The 18,659-nt window shown below is 41.6% G+C and carries 20 protein-coding genes and 1 pseudogene; 3 read left to right on the top strand and 18 right to left on the bottom strand.

Annotated elements, in window-relative coordinates:
• A partial coding sequence (locus tag CEF17_RS08920; RefSeq protein ID WP_269799478.1) for a reverse transcriptase domain-containing protein occupies positions 1–519 on the bottom strand: 519 nt, incomplete at its 3' end.
• Positions 520–1,313: 794 nt separating this feature from the next.
• On the opposite strand from CEF17_RS08920, the pseudogene CEF17_RS08925 reads away from it, so the two are divergent.
• Positions 1,314–1,517, top strand: a pseudogene (locus tag CEF17_RS08925) (transposase); the annotation flags it as partial.
• A 354-nt stretch (positions 1,518–1,871) separates the two neighbouring features.
• Here the strand turns inward: CEF17_RS08925 and CEF17_RS08930 are convergent.
• The 4 genes from CEF17_RS08930 to copZ all read right to left on the bottom strand — a co-directional run bounded on the left by CEF17_RS08930 (position 1,872) and on the right by copZ (position 3,929).
• Entirely contained in the window at positions 1,872–2,369 is a 498-nt protein-coding gene (locus tag CEF17_RS08930; protein WP_100400861.1) for a CcdC family protein, read from the bottom strand.
• Positions 2,370–2,486: 117 nt separating this feature from the next.
• Positions 2,487–3,104 carry a prolipoprotein diacylglyceryl transferase gene (locus CEF17_RS08935; RefSeq protein ID WP_100399224.1) on the bottom strand — a complete coding sequence of 206 codons (618 nt, stop codon included), beginning with the start codon at positions 3,102–3,104 and terminating at the stop codon, positions 2,487–2,489.
• Complete coding sequence (locus CEF17_RS08940) at positions 3,088–3,648, bottom strand: TlpA family protein disulfide reductase (protein WP_157842997.1); 561 nt, start codon at positions 3,646–3,648, stop codon at positions 3,088–3,090. The genes CEF17_RS08935 and CEF17_RS08940 overlap by 17 nt, the downstream gene beginning before the upstream one ends.
• Before the next feature lie 71 nt (positions 3,649–3,719).
• Positions 3,720–3,929 (bottom strand): copper chaperone CopZ, encoded by a 210-nt coding sequence (gene copZ / locus CEF17_RS08945; RefSeq protein ID WP_100399226.1) that lies wholly within the window; start codon positions 3,927–3,929, stop codon positions 3,720–3,722.
• Positions 3,930–4,057: 128 nt separating this feature from the next.
• On the opposite strand from copZ, the gene CEF17_RS08950 reads away from it, so the two are divergent.
• On the top strand, positions 4,058–4,255 hold the full coding sequence (locus tag CEF17_RS08950) for an aspartyl-phosphate phosphatase Spo0E family protein (RefSeq protein WP_232725477.1): 198 nt from the start codon (positions 4,058–4,060) through the stop codon (positions 4,253–4,255).
• Between the two features lie 180 nt (positions 4,256–4,435).
• Here CEF17_RS08950 and CEF17_RS08955 read toward each other — a convergent pair whose 3' ends face one another.
• From CEF17_RS08955 to CEF17_RS08990, 8 genes are all read right to left on the bottom strand, one after another.
• On the bottom strand, positions 4,436–6,223 hold the full coding sequence (locus CEF17_RS08955) for an ABC transporter ATP-binding protein (RefSeq protein WP_100399228.1): 1,788 nt from the start codon (positions 6,221–6,223) through the stop codon (positions 4,436–4,438).
• Positions 6,207–7,979 carry an ABC transporter transmembrane domain-containing protein gene (locus CEF17_RS08960; protein ID WP_100399229.1) on the bottom strand — a complete coding sequence of 591 codons (1,773 nt, stop codon included), beginning with the start codon at positions 7,977–7,979 and terminating at the stop codon, positions 6,207–6,209. The genes CEF17_RS08955 and CEF17_RS08960 overlap by 17 nt, the downstream gene beginning before the upstream one ends.
• A gap of 70 nt (positions 7,980–8,049) precedes the next feature.
• Positions 8,050–8,274, bottom strand: a complete 225-nt coding sequence (locus CEF17_RS08965) for a YneF family protein (RefSeq protein WP_054637207.1) — start codon at positions 8,272–8,274, stop codon at positions 8,050–8,052.
• Between the two features lie 114 nt (positions 8,275–8,388).
• Positions 8,389–8,829 carry a sporulation inhibitor of replication protein SirA gene (gene sirA / locus CEF17_RS08970; protein ID WP_100399230.1) on the bottom strand — a complete coding sequence of 147 codons (441 nt, stop codon included), beginning with the start codon at positions 8,827–8,829 and terminating at the stop codon, positions 8,389–8,391.
• A 173-nt stretch (positions 8,830–9,002) separates the two neighbouring features.
• Entirely contained in the window at positions 9,003–11,003 is a 2,001-nt protein-coding gene (tkt, locus tag CEF17_RS08975) for a transketolase (protein WP_100399231.1), read from the bottom strand.
• Positions 11,004–11,187: 184 nt separating this feature from the next.
• Complete coding sequence (locus tag CEF17_RS08980) at positions 11,188–11,415, bottom strand: DUF896 domain-containing protein (protein WP_054637204.1); 228 nt, start codon at positions 11,413–11,415, stop codon at positions 11,188–11,190.
• Positions 11,416–11,549: 134 nt separating this feature from the next.
• Positions 11,550–12,218, bottom strand: a complete 669-nt coding sequence (locus CEF17_RS08985; RefSeq protein ID WP_100399232.1) for a YneB family resolvase-like protein — start codon at positions 12,216–12,218, stop codon at positions 11,550–11,552.
• Between the two features lie 76 nt (positions 12,219–12,294).
• Positions 12,295–12,486 (bottom strand): hypothetical protein, encoded by a 192-nt coding sequence (locus CEF17_RS08990; protein WP_100399233.1) that lies wholly within the window; start codon positions 12,484–12,486, stop codon positions 12,295–12,297.
• A 157-nt stretch (positions 12,487–12,643) separates the two neighbouring features.
• On the opposite strand from CEF17_RS08990, the gene lexA reads away from it, so the two are divergent.
• Positions 12,644–13,270, top strand: a complete 627-nt coding sequence (lexA, locus tag CEF17_RS08995) for a transcriptional repressor LexA (protein WP_100399234.1) — start codon at positions 12,644–12,646, stop codon at positions 13,268–13,270.
• A gap of 389 nt (positions 13,271–13,659) precedes the next feature.
• On the opposite strand, the gene glnA is transcribed toward lexA, so the two are convergent.
• The 5 genes from glnA to CEF17_RS09020 all read right to left on the bottom strand — a co-directional run bounded on the left by glnA (position 13,660) and on the right by CEF17_RS09020 (position 18,655).
• Positions 13,660–15,012, bottom strand: a complete 1,353-nt coding sequence (glnA, locus tag CEF17_RS09000) for a type I glutamate--ammonia ligase (protein WP_054635423.1) — start codon at positions 15,010–15,012, stop codon at positions 13,660–13,662.
• A gap of 84 nt (positions 15,013–15,096) precedes the next feature.
• Positions 15,097–15,492 carry a MerR family transcriptional regulator gene (locus CEF17_RS09005; protein ID WP_100399235.1) on the bottom strand — a complete coding sequence of 132 codons (396 nt, stop codon included), beginning with the start codon at positions 15,490–15,492 and terminating at the stop codon, positions 15,097–15,099.
• 119 nt (positions 15,493–15,611) lie between these two features.
• Entirely contained in the window at positions 15,612–16,868 is a 1,257-nt protein-coding gene (locus CEF17_RS09010) for a methionine gamma-lyase family protein (RefSeq protein WP_100399236.1), read from the bottom strand.
• 105 nt (positions 16,869–16,973) lie between these two features.
• Positions 16,974–18,227 carry a GTPase HflX gene (hflX, locus tag CEF17_RS09015; protein ID WP_198509019.1) on the bottom strand — a complete coding sequence of 418 codons (1,254 nt, stop codon included), beginning with the start codon at positions 18,225–18,227 and terminating at the stop codon, positions 16,974–16,976.
• Between the two features lie 20 nt (positions 18,228–18,247).
• Entirely contained in the window at positions 18,248–18,655 is a 408-nt protein-coding gene (locus tag CEF17_RS09020; protein ID WP_232725569.1) for a hypothetical protein, read from the bottom strand.
• Positions 18,656–18,659: the final 4 nt, after the last annotated feature.

The following is an 18,659-nucleotide window of genomic DNA, read 5'->3' on the forward strand; positions in this document are numbered from 1 at the left end:
GCCTGCTTGGAGGTATTTTCGGATAAGACGAAGCACCCGGGGGTCTTTAATGCGGAAGCTTAGCGTTCGCATCAACCGGTCATGGTTAACCTGGTCGAAGAATTTCTCGAGGTCGATGTCTATCACCCAGGTGTACCCCTCATTGATATAGGCTTTCGCCTGTCTCACCGCATCATGTGCTCGCTTTCCTGGTCGGAACCCATAGCTTTGCGGAGAAAACTTAGGGTCATACATCGATTGAAGATAGAGGTTGAGCGCTTGTTGGATCGTACGATCCATCACCGTAGGGATACCTAACTTCCGTTTGCCTCCGTTCGTTTTCGGGATTTCGATTCGACGGACGGGAGACGGTTGGTACGTACCCTTCAGAAGTTGGTCGTGGATGGTGTCCCATTCTTCCGAAATCTGAGCTTTCAGTTCGGAAGTGGGAACTCCATCAACGCCGTGACTTCCTTTATTCTTTGTCACCTTGTAGTAGGCGGCATTCAGATTGTTTCGGTGTAGAATGTGTTCCAACATGTTGCTCACCCTCCACGTGACCATTTCGTTCTTTTGTGTGGCGACCATCCTCCACCCTACCTGCGCCCTCGAAGACTTCACTTCTCTTTCGTAGGTAGTTGGTCTATTCTGTGTCATCGGATGACGCGTACGCCAGGGAAATGGTACTCATTTTATGATTCAGCCCTTCCCTTACCTTCCGGAAGGTAAGGTACTATGGCTTCGGCTGACTTCTGATGGTTCAGCGATTCTTTGAGAATCGGTTACCGCATGTGTGCGGCGTTCCCATCAGACCTCCCCGGGTAAGGGCATAAACTTCCCTTCCATATCCCCGCCTCATTTACTGCCTATCCCTTTGGTCGTTGGGGCTTTGTCTTGTATTGCAGACTCATCCCAGACAGACAGCCTTCTATGAGGTTCGTATTCCTCGGGGCGGAAGTTTGTCTCCGGCTTCCTTCAGATTCCAGGTCACCCTGGACACCCTTGCCTTTGACTAGCGGTTACAACGACCTTCACCGTTCGGGACTTTAACCCTAGAGTTTATACCCATGCCGGGCACACAATAGAAGGGCCTTCACCGTCGGTGAGGGCCCTTACTTATATTATAATTCTGTTGGTTGATTGTTAAAAATACACTCGCTTGCACCTAAAGGCACAAGTGCGACATCCGTTCAGCTTCATTTCATTCGGTTTCACGGTGTCTTCTATGCCGCGTGCAAGGCTTCAGCTAGCCGGGTGAACCCCCCGGCGGATCTTCAGCTCTTGCTTTTCCCGCAGGCGTCTCGTGATGTTTGAACAATCAACGTCTATGTACACTTTCAGATGAAGAAACCGGCGAGATCTACGGGAAGCGTAAGGTCGTTGTGGAGCCAACCTTCGGATTTCTGAAGGCTAATTTGCGTTTCACCCGAATGTCGGTCAGAGGAAAAAAACAGGTGAAAAACGAAATTGGATTTGCATTAATGGCGGTGAACTTGAGAAAGTACACCGCTCATAAGCCCCATCATACCCAATTCTGATCACCAAAAAGGTGCCAGCTATCGAAAATCGATAACTGACACCTTTTATTTCTTTTCAGAGACTGTTTTGTCCCAGCCTCTTTCTTACCTTTAGTCAAGGGTATTTTGTTGGCTGATTGTTCAAATGCCGTTCAAATTTCTTTTCATTCGCTTTCACGGTGTCTTCTATGCGCGACCAAGACTTCGGCTAACCGGGGCCAGGGAAGGCCCCCCAGTGGATAGCTCTTGCTTTTACCATCAACGAAGTCTACTTTCCAGCAGGATAACCAAACAGTTTTAAATCCAAAAATAAGGCTCCCTTTATCAAAAGACGATAATGGGAGCCTTATTTTCATTTAGGTGAGATAGTCATCTTTACCTTGTTGCTGGAGCCGGCGAAGGCTTTTCAATCGGATCCTTCACCAACAACTCTTTCTCTGCCTTTTTATACCCTAGAAGCATCGCTACTCTCCAAGGAAGAATCATCCCATAAGCTAAAATAAAAAACATCCCAGCCAGTTCTGCCACGTGAATCGCATCGCCAATAATGGTTTTAAAAGTAATGCGAGCGAGTAACAAAAATATTAAAATAAACACAAATGCCTTTGAACGGCGCAAATAAATTTGATTATTTTTTATTTCAAACTTGGACGTCTTAATTAAGAAAATAGAAAAAATCAAGCCAACTGCCAGTGCTTCCATAATTTGAAGAGGAGATAACCGGGCAGGTTCATATAAAAACATGAGAAATCCCGTCGACATAAAAATCGGGGGAAGAACAATCTTTTTGAGTGTGGCCGGCTTCTTAATTGCTTTTAAGCGTATGATGATCGCTAAGGCAGCCATCATGGCAGCGCCCAAGGTTCCAAGCATCACCGATGTTGTCAAGGTGTATGCCTCCTCCCTTTTCCGTTTTACGGCTACTATAAAACTCCGTAAGTTTCCTATTATTAATCATACACCGAGCAGCCTGAAAGATGCAATGTCGTTTTAAGGGGAAACAGGCTTTAACAGTAATTCGATAGCAACGACGCTAAAAGCCAGGTAAAGAGTAAAGATAAATGGCTGTTTGCTTGTAACCCAATTTGCTCCAAACCATAAAAAAACAAGCCCCAGTGTCCCTTCATACACATGAAGGGGATGATGAAAATTCCCATCATACATCAGTCCCCATGAACCCCCGGTCGATAGGCCTGGCTGGATTAATATCATGGAATAGAGCGAATAACCAAGGAAAACAGACAATGAAATGTCATCGGCTGCATGAAGAGACCATTTCTTTTTCTTCCAAATTAAACCAAGCACAATAGCACCTAATAAGACAGCAGCCTCTTTTGCTAAAGGACCTCCAGAAGTAAACAGTAACTGGGATGGGTTAAGTATCATACTCCAATTTCCAAATAAGGGCCAAATATGGTATAGGATAAACCCTGCCACAATTACACCTATTACAGCTGAAGTAATCTCTTCCTTTGCATTGTTTCCCCACTTTCTTTTTAAGATAATGCTTAGTAACGCATAGGAGAGAGCAAAAGCAACGGCCAAAGCAATGAGCCAGCCTGGAAATTGAAAAGGTCCCATGGTGATTAAATCATGCCTCTTCATCATCACTTCTGCCCCCTTCTTCTCTTACTATATGTATAGCATGTATTAATTCATTCTTTGTTAGAGCACCTGTTTTCCTCCATCTTATGTATCCTTCTGCATCTATTAAAAAGGTAGTCGGTATTGATCTCACCTGATACTCTCTGCTTACAGTCCCTTCTTCATCAAAAAGATTTAGGTAAGGAACTTCATATTCCTCTATAAAGCTCTTGGCATCTTCCATGTTATCCTGGGTAAGCATGTTTACTCCAACAAACTTCACCTCTTCTTCTTCAAACAGGTGAGAGGTTGCTATTAAATCCTCCATCTCTTCGTGACAAGGAGGACACCAGGAAGCCCAGAAGTTTACGACAAGGAGGCGTTTCTCATCTTCTGTTATCGGATCATACATCGAACCATTTTTGTATAAGGATAAAGGCGGTGCCTGAAAACCTTCCAAAGGCAATGCTGATTCCTGGGAGTCCTTTGGCTGGGCGGACCCTAACCAGATAAAGAAAATGATAAAGAGTACGAAAAGAAAAGCAGAAGATATTTTTTGCCATGTCACAGCTGCCGCCTCCTTTTTTCTGTACCATGTGGAAGAAGGAAAAAACCGCCTTATTTTCAGGCGGCTTTGACTCATTTTTCCACGTCGTACCCAATGTCTTCTATTTCTTCTTTCATCCTAGCAGGTGTCACTTTATCGTTATCATAAGAAACTTTTACGTTTTTATGATCAAGACTTACTTCAGCCTTTTCTACGCCTTGCAAACTTGTTAATGCTCTTTCTACAGAAGCTTTGCAATGACCGCATGTCATTCCTTCTACATGTATCACTTCCGTCGCCATTTCTTCACCCCGTTTGTAAGTTTATCAATTCTTCTATATTATTATGACAAAAGACACTCTTGATTAGCAACTACTCATCTTTCTTTATACGGCTTGCCAGAGATGATTAAATTTTGTATAATTTTTCAATGATACTTTTTGAGGTGAAGATGATCATGCATGCACAAGAGCTCATAATCAAAATAGAAGCCAAACGAAACCAAATGATAAATGCTGGCCGCCACTATGGTTTAACCTCTGGAAAAGTTTTGCAAGCAAGCCAGGAACTGGATGAACTGCTTAATTTGTATCAAAATGAAAAAGCACTGACCGCACACCCTTTTTGAGACGAAGAGCAATGGATTTCTCAGGTAGAGAAATAATTACTGAGACTTGGAAAAACAGCCTCTTTAAAGAAAGCAGGGTCCATTTATCGTTATTTGATAATTGGACCCTTTTTTGGTGATCATAGATATGATCGGGCGGTGTACTTTTTCAAACTTTATAATCGTTTATCACACGAATTGTCATCCAGGCATTTCTTTATTAATCCCTTGTTGAAGCAAGTACATATTGTAATAAAGTCCCTTCCTTTTCAGGAGCTGGTCATGGGTTCCTTCCTCGGCTATTTCTCCTTGGTGAAGAACAAGGATATGATCAGCTTCCTTGATTGTGGACAGCCGGTGAGCAATGGCGAGCGTGGTCCTGCCTTTTTTCATTCTTTGTAATGCTGTTTGAATCGCTTCTTCTGTTTCTGTATCAACATTGGCCGTTGCTTCATCTAAAATTAATATCTTTGGTGAGCGCGCCATAGTTCTTGCAAAGGAGATCAACTGTCTTTCTCCGCTGGAAAAAGTAGCGCCTCGTTCTCCAACAGGGTGGTTATACCCTTTCGGAAGCCGACTGATAAATTTGTCAGCATTCACAAAGCGTGCAGCTTTTTCGATGTCCTGATCAGTCAATGCTTTATCATATAACCTGATATTTGTTTTCACATCTCCAGTAAATAAGAAATTATCCTGTAGAACCAGACCCAGATGTTCTCTAAGCTCACTGTTTTCGTAGGAGGAAAGATCTGCTCCATCAATCAAAATACGTCCTCGTTCTACCGGGTAAAACCTCATCAACAGATTTATAATCGAACTTTTCCCGCTCCCAGTATGCCCCACTAAAGCAAGAGTTTCGCCTTTGCGAACCGTAAAGGAAATATTTTTCAATACGTCTGTTTTTCCATCATATGAAAAAGAAACATTTTCAAAACGGACTTCTCCCTCCCGGATAGTTGGACGGTCTTTGCCAATCTTAAAAGGGGCAGTTTCATTATGATCAATTAATCGAAAAACACGTCCAGCTGATACAATGGCCTGCTGAAACAATGAAAGACGCTGCATCATTTGATTAACAGGCTCAAAAAAACGATCCAGGTAATTTACAAATGCGTACAACACTCCAATCTCAACTGGTCCTTGAAACGATGCAAAACCAAAATATTGTAAAACCAAAATAAGAGCAAGAATAGATATAAAATCTACAGCAGGCCGCAGCAGCAGCCCATCAAGTTTCATGCCCTTCAACCAGGCACGATGATGTTCTTCGTTTACCTGTTCAAATTCTCTTCTCATTCTTTTTTGCTGCCTGAAAGCTTGAATAATTGTCATTCCCTGAATCGATTCATTGATTTTTCCGTTTAACTGACTTAGCTTACCGCTCATTGCTCCGTAAAACCTGGCACTTAAACGACGGTATACATACATAAGACCAAAAATCACAGGAAGGAGAAATAAGCATAGAATCGCAAGACGTGCATTTAAATAAAACATAGCTATGAAAACACCAATAAGAAATACAATATTTTGAACAAATGTCGATAATACGTCAACAAACATATCTTTAACTGCCTCGGTGTCATTGGTCACCCTTGAAATAATCCCGCCTGCCGGAGTACGGTCAAAAAAGGAAAGGCCAAATTTCTGCGTCTTCGAAAAAACATCTATTCGAAGCTGCTGAATAATCCGTAACGCAATCTTTTGAAACCAAAAACGCTGAAAGAAGTTAAAAATAACCGAAGTTACATGCAGGATAATATAAGCAGCACCTAACCATAAAAGCGGCTCAAAAGGGAAGTTTTGTGGCGTAAGGTAATCGTCTATAAAAATTTGAATTAAAATCGGACCAACAAGTTCGGCTCCTGTTCCAAGTAACAGGAAGATAAAAGAAAGAATAACAAGCCCTTTATGCCCTTTTATATAAGCCATAAGCCTGAAAAACACTTCCCTTTGTTCCTTGGGATCCAAAAAATCATCTTGGTGCTTCATCCTGCCTCCCTCCTCTGGTAACGAGTGATTCAAGCTGCTGCTGCTCATACATCCTCTTATACCAGCCGTTTTTTTGCTGCATTAAATCCTCATGGCTCCCTTTTTCCAGTATTTTTCCTTCATCAAGCACAAGGATAAGATCTGAATGCTTGATTGCGCTTAAACGATGAGCCGTAATAATCGTTGTTTTGTTTCTTCTTTCTTTTCTTAACGCATGCAAAATATTTTCCTCCGTTTGAGCATCGACCGCAGATAAAGAGTCATCTAATATAAGCATTTCTGGATCAAGCAAAAGAGCTCTTGCGATAGAAATTCTCTGCTTTTGTCCTCCGGATAAGGTAACTCCCCTTTCTCCTACTACCGTTTCATATCCTTTATGAAGTGAAATGATATCTTCATGAACGCTCGCAAGCCTGCTTGCTTTGATCAGGCTGCTAAAGGAAGCATCTGGATCTCCAAATGCAATGTTATCAGCAATCGTAGCAGAAAATAAAAAATGATCCTGAGGCACGTAAGCAATAGATTTCCTCAATGCATCCAAAGTATATGTGCTAAGAGAATGCTTTCCAAACAAAATTTCCCCTCTATTAATCTCAATTTCTCTTAAGAAAATCTTTACTAACGTAGTCTTTCCGCTCCCTGTTTTCCCCACTACTCCTAACGTCTGCCCTTTTTTCAAGGAAAATAAGATATTTTGAAGAGCAGGATCCTGGCTGTTGTCATAATATACTGTGTGAATATGAGCTTTTACATCACCTTCAGGCGGGATAGATACCGCTCCGTCTTTATCTGAAATTACTTGTGGTTCTTTGAGAAGCTTCTCAACCCTGCCGTAGGAAGCACGGCCTCTTTCCACTATGTTAAAGAGCCAGCCAAAAGCAAGCATGGGCCATATTAATAATCCAAGGTAGATCGTAAAGCTCGTAAGCTCCCCTATTGTAATTGTTCCAGCTAATACATATTGAGCCCCAAAATAAATAGATAGAAAATATGAGATACCTACAATAAAAGAGATCGTAGGATCGAATAATGCATCAACCTTGGCCACCGAAATATTTTTCTTCACCACGTCCTCTGACTTGTCCCTGAAGGACTCTATTTCCAGATTCTCATGGCCAAATGTTTTCGTTATTCTGACTCCTGAAACACTCTCTTGAACTTTATCGTTTAATGAAGAAAAAGCTTCCTGGGCCTTTCCAAACCTTTTATGCAGCAACGTTCCATAATAACTTGTCATGAGTGCCATAAATGGCATAGGGATTAAACTGATCAGTGTCAGTTCCCAGCTAATCGTAATAGCCATTGTAAGAATGACAAATCCGCCCATGGTCAGAGAATCAACAAGAGTTAATACTCCTACTCCCGCTGTCTGTTCTATAGCTCTTATGTCGTTTGTTGAATGAGCCATTAAGTCACCTGTTCGTCTTTTGTTGTAAAAGCTTGACGACATTTTTGTAAAATGCTCATAAAGTCTGTTCCTAAGCAAGCGTGCCAGTCGGATGGCAGAGCCAAAAATCAGCAAGCGCCAAAGAAAGCGGAGAATATATATTAAGACAGCAAGTATGAATAAAATCCCTGTCCAATGCCATATAATTTCCTGTGTTAATGTTTCTTCTAATATATGGTCAACAAAGACGCCAACCACATAGGGAGGTAGCAGGGATAAGAAGGAGACTAATACGAGAAGAAAAATTCCTGTTCCATACTGTTTCCTCTCTTTTTTGAAATACCACCATAAATCTAAAAATACTTTCATAACACCACCTGCTCTCCCATCAAAATTTCTAATCGCAAAATAAAAACACCTCATATTTGAGGTGCTTGTGTTATTTCTTATCTTGCTGCCGCTGCATTGCTTTCATCATTTGATTAATTTTTTTCTGTGAAGGGTTCTGACCCATTTGCATCATCATTACCCGCAGCATTTGTTCATTAATAGGCGGGTTTTTCTTCATGTAATTCATCATGGTCTTGCGGGCAATGAAAAAACCTAATGCTAAACCAGCTAAAAGGCAAGCAAGCCCCACAAGCACAAACCAAAGCCAATCCATTACTTATGTTCCTCCTTCTAAGACCATTAACGGAAATAATGTCATGAATGCAAGTATAACCTTGTATATTATAACGTATCCAAAGTCCTAATGAAAGAGGAGGGATGAAAAACTTTATAAAACCGTGTAAACTTTTAACGGCTTCAGCCACCCGAAGGTTTGTTTTTTGTAATTAATTGCAAAGATATAGTCGCTTAGCTGCTTGATGATATCAAATACTATCCACTCTTTTTGGTAATCCCCGTCAGTTTCAAGGATCATAAACGTTGGAGTCACCGTAAGGGAAGCAGTTTCGTCGGTATTTTTAAACATTAAGCTTTGATCCTCTTTAACCGCTTTTCTAAACCCCTGGTCCTGAAACATTCCCTCCATGCTCAAAAGCCAATCTTCAATTGGAATCGGGGTAGTGACGTATTTTATTTGTTTTTCTAGTAATGGCTTTGCCCACTTATACGCTCTTTCATAGTCCTGGAACAGGCGATATAGTTTATCCTCAGATTGGTAGTATTGAACCGCCACTTCCTTTTCCATTAAGTATAGTACATAACGATTCATTGCCGTATCCCTCCTGGAATCTTTTTTTCATCATACAGGATAAAAAAAGCAAGGAGTGTCATTTTATGGTTTTAATCTACCATTCTTTTTGTCGAATGTAAAATTATTTCATTAATATTCAGAAAAAAGATAGAAGAAGCTCTCCAAAAGAGAGCTCCTTCTATCGTGTATCATTATCCTTGCAGTAATGCCTTTACTTTTGCTACAACATTCTCCACTGTAAACCCATATTCTTCAATAACTTTGTCTCCAGGCGCAGAAGCTCCAAAGCGATCAATGGTTAAGGTATCTCCTTTTAGGCCTACATATTTATGCCAGCCTTGAGAAGCAGCCATTTCGATACCGAGACGAATTTCTACGTCACTAGGAAGAATTTCTTCTTTATAATCCTTATTTTGCTCATCAAAGCGATCAAAGCTTGGCATGCTTATTACATTGACTTTAATTCCGTCTTTTTCAAGGGCGCTTTTAGCTTCGACAGCCAATGACACTTCAGACCCAGTAGCTAATAAAAGAGCATCAGGAGTTCCTTCTGTTTCAGCAATCACATAAGCTCCTTTTTTCACTCCTTCATAGGCTTTCTCTGCTGTTCCCTCTAGTGTTGGCAGTCCTTGTCTAGTCAAGATAAGAGAGGTTGGCTTGTTTTGGCTTTCAAGAGCCGCACGCCAGGCTGCCACTGTCTCATTGCCATCTGCAGGCCTGATTACAGAATGATTAGGAATTGCTCTTAATGCAGCAATTTGTTCAATCGGCTCGTGGGTTGGACCATCTTCACCCACTGCAATGCTATCGTGAGTAAATACATAGGTAGCCGGAATCTCCATAAGTGCACTTAAGCGAAGGGCAGGACGGAGGTAATCCGAAAAGACCAGGAACGTTGCAGAATAAGGTTTTACTCCGCCATGAAGAAGCAACCCATTGACTGCTGCCGCCATTGCAAACTCACGAACTCCAAACCAGACATTTCTTCCTTTGTAATTAAGTCGTGTGAAATCCTCTTCTTCTTTGACGAGAGTTTTGTTAGAGGATGCAAGGTCAGCTGACCCGCCGAAAAGGGCAGGAACTGCAGAAGATAGAGCCTGAATCGCTTCTCCAGAAGAAGCACGTGTTGCAAGCTTATCCTCGCCAGCCTTATAAACAGGAAGGTTACTGTCCCATCCATTTGGCAGCTCGCCTTTTACCGCTTGAGTAAATTGCTCAGCAAGTTCCGGGAATGCCTTCTGATACTTTTCAAACGATTTATTCCATTCAACTTCTTTCCCTGCTCCCTCAGCTTTCACGTTTGCATAAAATTCTGCTACCTCAGGCGGGATGTGAAAGTCGTTTTCAAATTCCCATTTGTACATTCCTTTAGTGGCAAGCACTTCTTCTGAGCCAAGAGGAGCACCATGAGCTGCGTTTGTTCCTCCTTTTTTAGGAGCACCAAAACCAATGGTGGTCTTTACTTCAATGAGTGTCGGACGCTCATCTTGTTTTCCTTCTTCAATGGCTTTCGTAATAGCATCTATGTCGTTGCCATCTTCTACTAGAATCGTATGCCAGCCATATGCTTCATAACGCTTTCTTACGTCCTCGGAGAACGATTTATTAAGATCCCCATCCAAGGAAATATCATTTGAATCATATAAAACCACCAGACGTCCAAGTTTCAAATGCCCTGCTAATGAGGCTGACTCACCGGATACACCTTCCATTAAGTCACCGTCACCGCATAGAGCATAGGTGTAATGATCAACAATTTCATGGCCCTCTTTGTTATAAGTCGCAGCTAAATGTCTTTCAGCCATGGCCATCCCCACTGCCATTGCGACTCCCTGACCCAATGGGCCTGTCGTTGCTTCCACACCAGGAGTGTGTCCGTATTCAGGGTGGCCTGGGGTCTTACTTCCCCATTGCCTGAAGTTTTTTAGTTCATCAAGAGACAGGTCATAACCTGTAAGGTGAAGCAGGCTGTATAAAAGCATAGACCCGTGTCCAGCAGATAATACAAAACGGTCCCGGTCAAACCATTCGGGGTTAGACGGATTGTGCTTCATTACTTTTGTCCACAAGGCAAAAGCCATAGGAGCCGCCCCCATAGGCAGACCAGGATGACCTGAATTTGCTTTCTCAATACTGTCAATAGATAGTGTACGAATGGTGTTTATCGCTAGCTGCTCAACATTAGTTGACATTCCTGAAATTCATCCTTTCTTCCTCTGTATATGTATTCCTGTTTTATGATATCCTTTCTGCTTGTTTTTAACAAGGCTAGAGAGACCTTAATCTTCCACCTTGCCAAAAAAGAATCGGTATATTAATACTTAATAAAAATAAAAAACCCTAGACAATTGTCTAAGGCTCTCTATATGTGATAAGTTACCTTCCGCTTTTCTTGGCTTCTTCAAGTTTTGCTGGCGTAACATCGTTGCCTTTTTCATCAACTACTTTCACTGATTGAAGCTGACTTTTAAAAGAAGAACGAAACTTAGCTAAATATTCATTTCTTAGCTTTTGTTGTTCAGCCTCTTCTGTTTCAGTTAGTCCTGTCGTCTTAGCTCGTTTCGCTAGTTCATTAATTCGAGCAATCTTATCTTGGGATAACATGACAGATGTAAGACCTCCCTATTTTTACCGAAATATATGTACATGGTAACGTATGAGTCAAGGTAAATGCAAATGTCCAGGCGTGTTGTTACATGACCTGACAAAGCTAATGCTTTGAAATAGAAAGACATTGTTTATTTCTCTCCACTTTCCAAATCCTGGGTTTCTAATTTTATATATTCCACATACCTGCGGTGAACTGTTGCTTTTGAGACTTCAAATCCCAGACCTCTTAACGTGGCAGCAATTTCATGAAAAGTTAAATCACGCTTTCTTAAATTTACAATTTCTTCGATAGGCACTTCTTTTCGATCGCGCCCTCCCTGATCCATGTTTTTTAAATTCCTTTCAGGTCTGTAACCCTTTTCAACAGCCCGCTTCATCCCCCTCTGGATTTTAAGGTTATGTATTTTCCGTTGATACTCTTCCACCACAGAAATGATATCCATCAGCATGGAATCCGTTTCTGATAGCTGAAGCTTTCCTCCATCACGGACTGAATACACCTCAACACCTTGTTTATGAAGCTGGTGCAATATAGCAATCTTAGCATTTCCTCTTCCTATTCTCGTGTCGTCTTGGACACAGAGCGCATCGGCTCTTCCTTCTGACAGATCATCCAGAGCTTCAAGCAAGCCTACACGCTCAACTGTATAGCCGCTTGCTTCTTCTTTAATAGTTTTATAGACTCGGTCGCCCTTTTCCTCTACCAGTTTCTTCAGCTCTTCCTCTTGTCTGCTCAAGGAGGATTGCTGGCTTTCTTTAACCGTGCTTACCCGGCAATAAATAATACATTTCTTCATTGAATAACCGCCTTATCATACACCTGCTGTATCACGTACTATTATAACATTGTGTTCAATCATCGATCAAAACTGCCTATCTTTCCGGCAGGAAAGATAGAAGTGCAGTGTCACTGAGTTCTTCTTCAACGGCAGCCGCTGGAAGGTTCCCAGGCTCATCTACAGAGCTTTGAAATTGGACAGTAGTGACAAGAAGGATAATAGAAAGAATAAATAATAAAAGGATAAGCCATTCTTGTCCTGAAATTTGCTGAAACTTTCTTATCATATGAATCACCTTTTCATGAGAATGTATGTTCTTATTTAATGCTGATTATAACGAGAACTATTGTTCCCGTCAACAAAATTAGAACGAATGTTTGCGTACATATGTTTTCCATGGTATAATTTGCTTAAATTCACAGAATAAAAAGAGGTGCGGAACTATGAGTAAGTTGTCTACTAGGCAGCAGCAAATATTAGACTATATTAAAGACGAAGTCCGCCAAAAAGGGTACCCTCCTTCTGTTCGGGAAATTGGTGAAGCAGTCGGCCTGGCATCAAGCTCAACCGTGCACGGACACCTCTCCCGATTAGAGAAAAAAGGACTCATCCGCAGAGACCCTACCAAGCCGAGAGCAATTGAAGTTATTGAGCTTGAGCCTGAACAGCCTATCATTTCAGAAAGCAACGCGGTCTATGTGCCGGTGATCGGGAAAGTTACAGCAGGACAGCCTATTACAGCCATTGAAAATGTAGAAGAGTATATCCCTTTACCTGAACGTATGGTTTCAGAAGAGAAAGTATTCATTCTGACTATCCAGGGAGACAGTATGATAGAAGCGGGAATCTTTGATGGAGACCTGGTTATTGTCAGGCAGCAGCAAACAGCTGATAACGGAGATATTATTGTAGCTATGACAGAAGAAGAGCACGAAGCTACGGTGAAAAGGTTCTATAAGGAAAAAGACTATATTCGATTGCAGCCGGAAAACAGTGCAATGGATCCTATCATTCTTGACAGTTGCATCGTATTAGGAAAAGTGATCGGTGTATTCAGGACTATTCATTAAGCTATTTTTTCTAGTATTCTATTAATAATATCAAGCAAAGATATATCTTTTTTTGCAGAAATGCCCCCGTCTTAGAAACAGACGGGGGCATTTTTGTTATTCTATTTTTTATAGTGAAAATGCTCACCTATAGGGAGGGGGATGCAACGACTACAATATTGCACAATAAGCAGAGCTCATTGCTTTGAGCACGATGAATAAAAGTCATAGAGAGAACTGCCATTAATAAAACAAACATCCTGCCTGTCGATGTATTAATATGCTTATTTGATATTCCAACCGCAATATATCAACCTAGATGACAATTCACATCCCCATTAGAAGAGAGGACTTTTCCTTTCATCACTAAAAGACCCTTGATGCCTGAGGCACCAAGGGTCTGATAGGTATTAATAAGTTTGGATATACTGCTCGCGCTCCCATGGGTGCACTTGCGTACGGAACATATCCCACTCGATTTCTTTTGCTTCAACAAAGTGCTCAACTGCATGCTCGCCTAACGCTTTCACAAGCACTTCGTCTTTTTTAAGATTATCAATAGCTTCTTTCAAGTTAGCTGGAAGATCTTTAATTCCTTCTTCCACACGCTCTTCTTTATCCATTACATAGATATTGCGGTCTGTAGGCTCTGGAGATTGGCCTTTCTTTTTGATTCCGTCAAGACCGGAAGCAAGAAGGGCAGCCATAGCCAAATATGGGTTAGCAGCCGGGTCTGGACTGCGGACTTCAATACGAGTGCTCATTCCGCGAGAAGATGGAATACGAACAAGCGGACTGCGGTTTCTCATTGACCAAGCTACGTATACTGGAGCTTCGTATCCAGGTACAAGACGCTTATAAGAGTTAACAATTGGGTTCGTTACTGCAGTAAACGCTTGAGCATGATCCAGGATGCCAGATAGGAATTGCATGGCAGTTTCGCTCAATTGAGTTTCATTATTTGGCTCATAGAATACATTCCCGTCTTCGTTAAACAAAGACATGTTACAATGCATTCCGGAACCGTTCACGCCAAACAATGGTTTTGGCATAAATGTTGCGTGTAAACCGTGCTTTCTGGCAATAGTCTTTACAACAAGCTTAAAGGTCTGGATATTGTCACAAGCAGTTACAGCATCAGCATATTTAAAGTCAATTTCGTGCTGGCCAGGAGCTACCTCATGGTGGGAAGCTTCGATGTCAAAGCCCATGTCTTCAAGTTCAAGCACGATGTCACGACGGGCATTTTCACCAAGATCTGTTGGAGCAAGATCGAAATATCCGCCTTTATCGTTTAGTTCCATAGTCGGCTCGCCTTTTTCATCATTTTTGAAAAGGAAAAACTCAGGCTCAGGACCAATATTAAAGGCTGTGTACCCCATATCTTTTGCTTCCTGCAATACACGCTTTAAGATCCCGCGAGGATCCCCTTCAAATGGTGTTGGCTCTTCTCCAGGTGCTCCCGGCTCATAAATGTCGCAAATCAAACGAGCAACTTTCCCTTTTTCTGGAGTCCAAGGGAATACGACCCACGTATCAAGCTCTGGATATAAGTACATGTCTGATTCTTCAATGCGGACGAACCCTTCAATGGAAGACCCGTCAAACATCATTTGATTATCCAATGCTTTTGTAAGCTGATCATAAGGAATTTCTACGTTTTTGATAACTCCTTGCAAATCAGTAAATTGTAAACGGATGAATTTGATATTTTCTTCTTCTGCAATTCTCAAAATATCCTCTTTTGTGTACTTGCTGCCCATGTTAACTGGCTCCTCTCTAAGTATGTTATCTAATAAAACTTTTGCAGCTCCATTATGTAAGGAGAACAAAAGGTCTTCCCCTTATTAATTGAAAAAGCGGGACAACTGCCCCTGGATCATTGATGGCTTCCCATGTTTTCCAGCCATCATCACTTCATTTTTCAAATGGCGTCGTAATTCTTTCTGAGAAATCTCTGTTTTCGGTGCAAGAGCTGGATTTTCTTTACTGCTTTCTTGTGCTCTAAGTTCAAAAATTTCTTTAATACCTGAAATGTTAATGCCTCTTTCAATCAAGCTCTTTATTTCCAAGAGACGATCCACATCATTAAAGGAAAACAACCTCTGATTACCGCTTGTCCTGGCTGGGTGAATAAGTGAATGTTCTTCGTAATACCTGATTTGCCTGGCGGATAATTCAGTGAGCTGCTTTACTATGCTAATCGGGAACAGAGGCATATTGCGGCGAACGTGATCATTCATATTTCCGTCCCCCTTTCCCTTGATTTAACTATATCATACATCATGTCAGCTTTGCCGTCAACACATGTTACCTTTTTTTACATCAGATTTTTCAGACAGATTATCCCTTGCCAAATAGACTATATCATATTCTTTTTTATCAATTCATCAAGGGCCAGCATGACTGCTGTTTTGACATGAGTATACGTCAGCCCGCCTTGCACAAATGCAGTATAGGGAGGACGGATGGGTCCGTCCGCAGACAGCTCAATGCTTGCTCCTTGAATAAAAGTGCCCGCTGCCATAATAACTTCATCCTCATAACCAGGCATCGGACTAGGCATAGGTACAACCTTAGCATCTACAGGAGAGGCTCCTTGGATTGCCTGGCAAAATGAAATCATTCTTTCTTTGTCCTCAAACTGTACCGCCTGGATCAAATCTGTTCTTTTCTCTTGAGAGGAAGGGGTTGTAGTTAAACCAGCTTCTTCAAGTAAAGCAGCTGTGAAAAAGGCTCCTTTTAAAGACTGGGCAACAGTATGGGGGGCCATAAAAAACCCCTGGTACATTTCTAGGAGCATGGATAACGTTGCCCCGCCTTCTCTTCCGATCCCTGGTGCTGAAAGTCTTCCGGCAGCCTGATCTACCAGCCTTTTCCTTCCAGCAATATAGCCTCCTGTTTTTGCAAGGCCTCCACCTGGATTTTTTATTAAGGAACCTGCCATTAAATCAACACCGACATGACCTGGCTCTGTTTCTTCCACAAATTCACCGTAACAGTTATCAACGAATACAATAGCTTCAGGATTAACTTCCTTAACAAAGTGAGTCATGTTTTTTATTTCTTCTATTTTAAAAGAAGGACGTGTGTCATATCCTCGGGACCTTTGAATAGCGACTACCTTTGTTTTTTTCGTTATGGCTTTGCTGACAGCTGGGTAATCTACATTCCCTTCTTTTGTTAAAGGGACTATGGTACACGCAATACCATAATCCTTTAAAGAGCCTGGTTCATTTTCCGTTAATCCAATGACCTGCTGCAGGGTGTCGTAAGGAGTCCCTGTTATGTATACCAGCTCTTCCCCAGGCCGGAGGCTGCCAAACAGCGCAGTGGCTATCGCATGAGTCCCGGAGATAAATTGATGCCTTACTAATGCGTCTTCTGTTCCGAAGGCTCTGGCATAAACCTTGTCCAATGTTTCCCTGCCAGCGTCGTCATATCCATATCCTGTCGAAGGATTGAAGTGAAAAGCCGAAACTCCCTCTTCCTTATAGATCGTTAGCAAACGCCCTTGATTATATTCTTCTATTTTTTCTACTTCTTTATGCTGTTTCTCTATTTTTTTTTCCGCTAGTTCAGCTAGTTTTTTTATCTTGTCACTATAATGACTGGTCATCTGTGGTTCCTACTTTCTGATTGTTAAGCTTATATCGTAACTTTTACTCGTTAACGAAGACGAATACTCCTCGTAGACCCTCATGTTTCCCTTGTTTATCCTCGTTCACATCATATATTTTGAAATCTCCCCGTGAATGGGGTGGTCTTCTTTTACATAGCCTTTTACATAAAACGTTTCTTCTTCCTCAGATAGAGTTTCTTCGCTCACTAACGTGTCTTTTTTAAGGGAAGACACAAGCTTACCATTCTTAAGTGGCACCCTTACATGGTAAAAGACCATGGCTTCTTTTAGAACTTCTTCCATTTTCTCTTTTAATTTTTCTATATCTATATGCTCGAATGCAGAAATTAAGATAGAAGAGCTGTCTGCTGGAGGCAAAGGTATTTCTTTATTACGCTGGTCTTCTTTATTAAATACTGTAAGGACAGGAAGGTGGCTTACTTCAAGTTCCTGAAGAAGCTTGTCTACTGTTTCCATTTGTGAAGAAGCTGATGCGTCTGACGAATCGACTACATGAAGAAGAACGTCTGCTTCTTTCACTTCTTCCAGTGTAGAACGAAATGCAGCTACCAATGTGGTCGGAAGATCCTGAATAAAGCCAACCGTATCACTTAACAGAACGTTATATCCGGAAGGAAGTTTCATTTGTCTTGTTAAAGGGTCAAGAGTGGCAAACAGCAAATCTTCTTCAAAAGCCTGAGAGTTTGTCAACTTATTTAATAACGTTGACTTCCCTGCATTGGTGTAACCAACCAATGAAAATTGAATGACACTGTTTCTTTTTCGCTGCTTACGGTAGCTTGTTCTCTGGGAACTAATTTGAGCAAGTTGTTTTTTAAGATCATCCATTCTTTTTTGAATGTGGCGACGATCAGTTTCTAATTTTGTTTCTCCGGGACCTCTTGTTCCTATCCCTCCTCCAAGCCTGGAGAGGGAAGCCCCCTGTCCTGTTAATCTCGGCAGGAGATAACTAAGCTGTGCCAGCTCCACTTGTATCTTACCTTCTTTTGTTTGAGCTCGTTTTGCAAAGATATCAAGGATTAACTGAGTTCGGTCTATCACAAAAGCATCAATCATTCTTGACAAATTTCTGATTTGGCTTCCAGTCAATTCATCATTAAAAACGACAATGTCAGCTTCTATCTCTTCCACCAGCTGGGAAAGTTCCTCCACCTTCCCTTTACCAATATAGGTGGAGGACTCCAGCTTGTGGCGAGCCTGGATCAGGGAAGCGGCTACAATTCCATCTGCTGTTTTGACCAGGGAAGCTAGTTCATCAAGCGAAGATTGAAACCTTTCTTCATCTTCATCTTGCAGCCGGCATCCAACTATGATTATTTTTTGTTCCATTGCTATCCCAACCTTCTGTATACAAACTATAATCCAGATTCTATCTCATCTACATTAAAATCTTCGGCTTCTAACCTGAGAAGAGAAGCCCTGTCTTTATCTTTTCTCTGCTTCATAACCCGAACGGCATGCATCCTGATGGCTTTTTCAACACAGTTTCGTACATATCGGCCGTTGCTGAAATGACGAACCCCCTGCCGCCCTGTTTTTTCAAAATGCAGTTTCATTTTATATAATGCTTCCCGGCTGCACTCATATTCTCTTTCTTTCACCATCATTTCAAGGAGTGTTAAAAGCTCATGTTGAGAAAAATCCTTAAAAGTTAAAGACGTTGGAAAGCGAGACGGCAATCCGGGGTTTAACGACAGAAAATGATCCATTTCCCTTGGGTATCCGGCGAGAATTAAAACAAACTCATGCTGCTGGTCTTCCATAGCT

Origin of the sequence: Bacillus sp. FJAT-44742, assembly GCF_002797315.1 — a bacterium.
Lineage (GTDB): Bacteria > Bacillota > Bacilli > Bacillales > Marinococcaceae > Thalassorhabdus > Thalassorhabdus alkalitolerans.

Bases quoted from the DNA above. Each gene is read 5' to 3' on its own strand.
- CEF17_RS08930 (WP_100400861.1), bottom strand. From the start codon at position 2,369: ATGCTTGGAACCTTGGGCGCTGCCATGATGGCTGCCTTAGCGATCATC.
- CEF17_RS08935 (WP_100399224.1), bottom strand. From the start codon at position 3,104: ATGATGAAGAGGCATGATTTAATCACCATGGGACCTTTTCAATTTCCA.
- copZ (WP_100399226.1), bottom strand. From the start codon at position 3,929: ATGGCGACGGAAGTGATACATGTAGAAGGAATGACATGCGGTCATTGC.
- CEF17_RS08950 (WP_232725477.1), top strand. From the start codon at position 4,058: ATGATACTTTTTGAGGTGAAGATGATCATGCATGCACAAGAGCTCATA.
- CEF17_RS08955 (WP_100399228.1), bottom strand. From the start codon at position 6,223: ATGAAGCACCAAGATGATTTTTTGGATCCCAAGGAACAAAGGGAAGTG.
- CEF17_RS08960 (WP_100399229.1), bottom strand. From the start codon at position 7,979: ATGAAAGTATTTTTAGATTTATGGTGGTATTTCAAAAAAGAGAGGAAA.
- CEF17_RS08965 (WP_054637207.1), bottom strand. From the start codon at position 8,274: ATGGATTGGCTTTGGTTTGTGCTTGTGGGGCTTGCTTGCCTTTTAGCT.
- sirA (WP_100399230.1), bottom strand. From the start codon at position 8,829: ATGAATCGTTATGTACTATACTTAATGGAAAAGGAAGTGGCGGTTCAA.
- tkt (WP_100399231.1), bottom strand. From the start codon at position 11,003: ATGTCAACTAATGTTGAGCAGCTAGCGATAAACACCATTCGTACACTA.
- CEF17_RS08980 (WP_054637204.1), bottom strand. From the start codon at position 11,415: ATGTTATCCCAAGATAAGATTGCTCGAATTAATGAACTAGCGAAACGA.
- CEF17_RS08985 (WP_100399232.1), bottom strand. From the start codon at position 12,218: ATGAAGAAATGTATTATTTATTGCCGGGTAAGCACGGTTAAAGAAAGC.
- CEF17_RS08990 (WP_100399233.1), bottom strand. From the start codon at position 12,486: ATGATAAGAAAGTTTCAGCAAATTTCAGGACAAGAATGGCTTATCCTT.
- lexA (WP_100399234.1), top strand. From the start codon at position 12,644: ATGAGTAAGTTGTCTACTAGGCAGCAGCAAATATTAGACTATATTAAA.
- glnA (WP_054635423.1), bottom strand. From the start codon at position 15,012: ATGGGCAGCAAGTACACAAAAGAGGATATTTTGAGAATTGCAGAAGAA.
- CEF17_RS09005 (WP_100399235.1), bottom strand. From the start codon at position 15,492: ATGAATGATCACGTTCGCCGCAATATGCCTCTGTTCCCGATTAGCATA.
- CEF17_RS09010 (WP_100399236.1), bottom strand. From the start codon at position 16,868: ATGACCAGTCATTATAGTGACAAGATAAAAAAACTAGCTGAACTAGCG.
- CEF17_RS09020 (WP_232725569.1), bottom strand. From the start codon at position 18,655: ATGGAAGACCAGCAGCATGAGTTTGTTTTAATTCTCGCCGGATACCCA.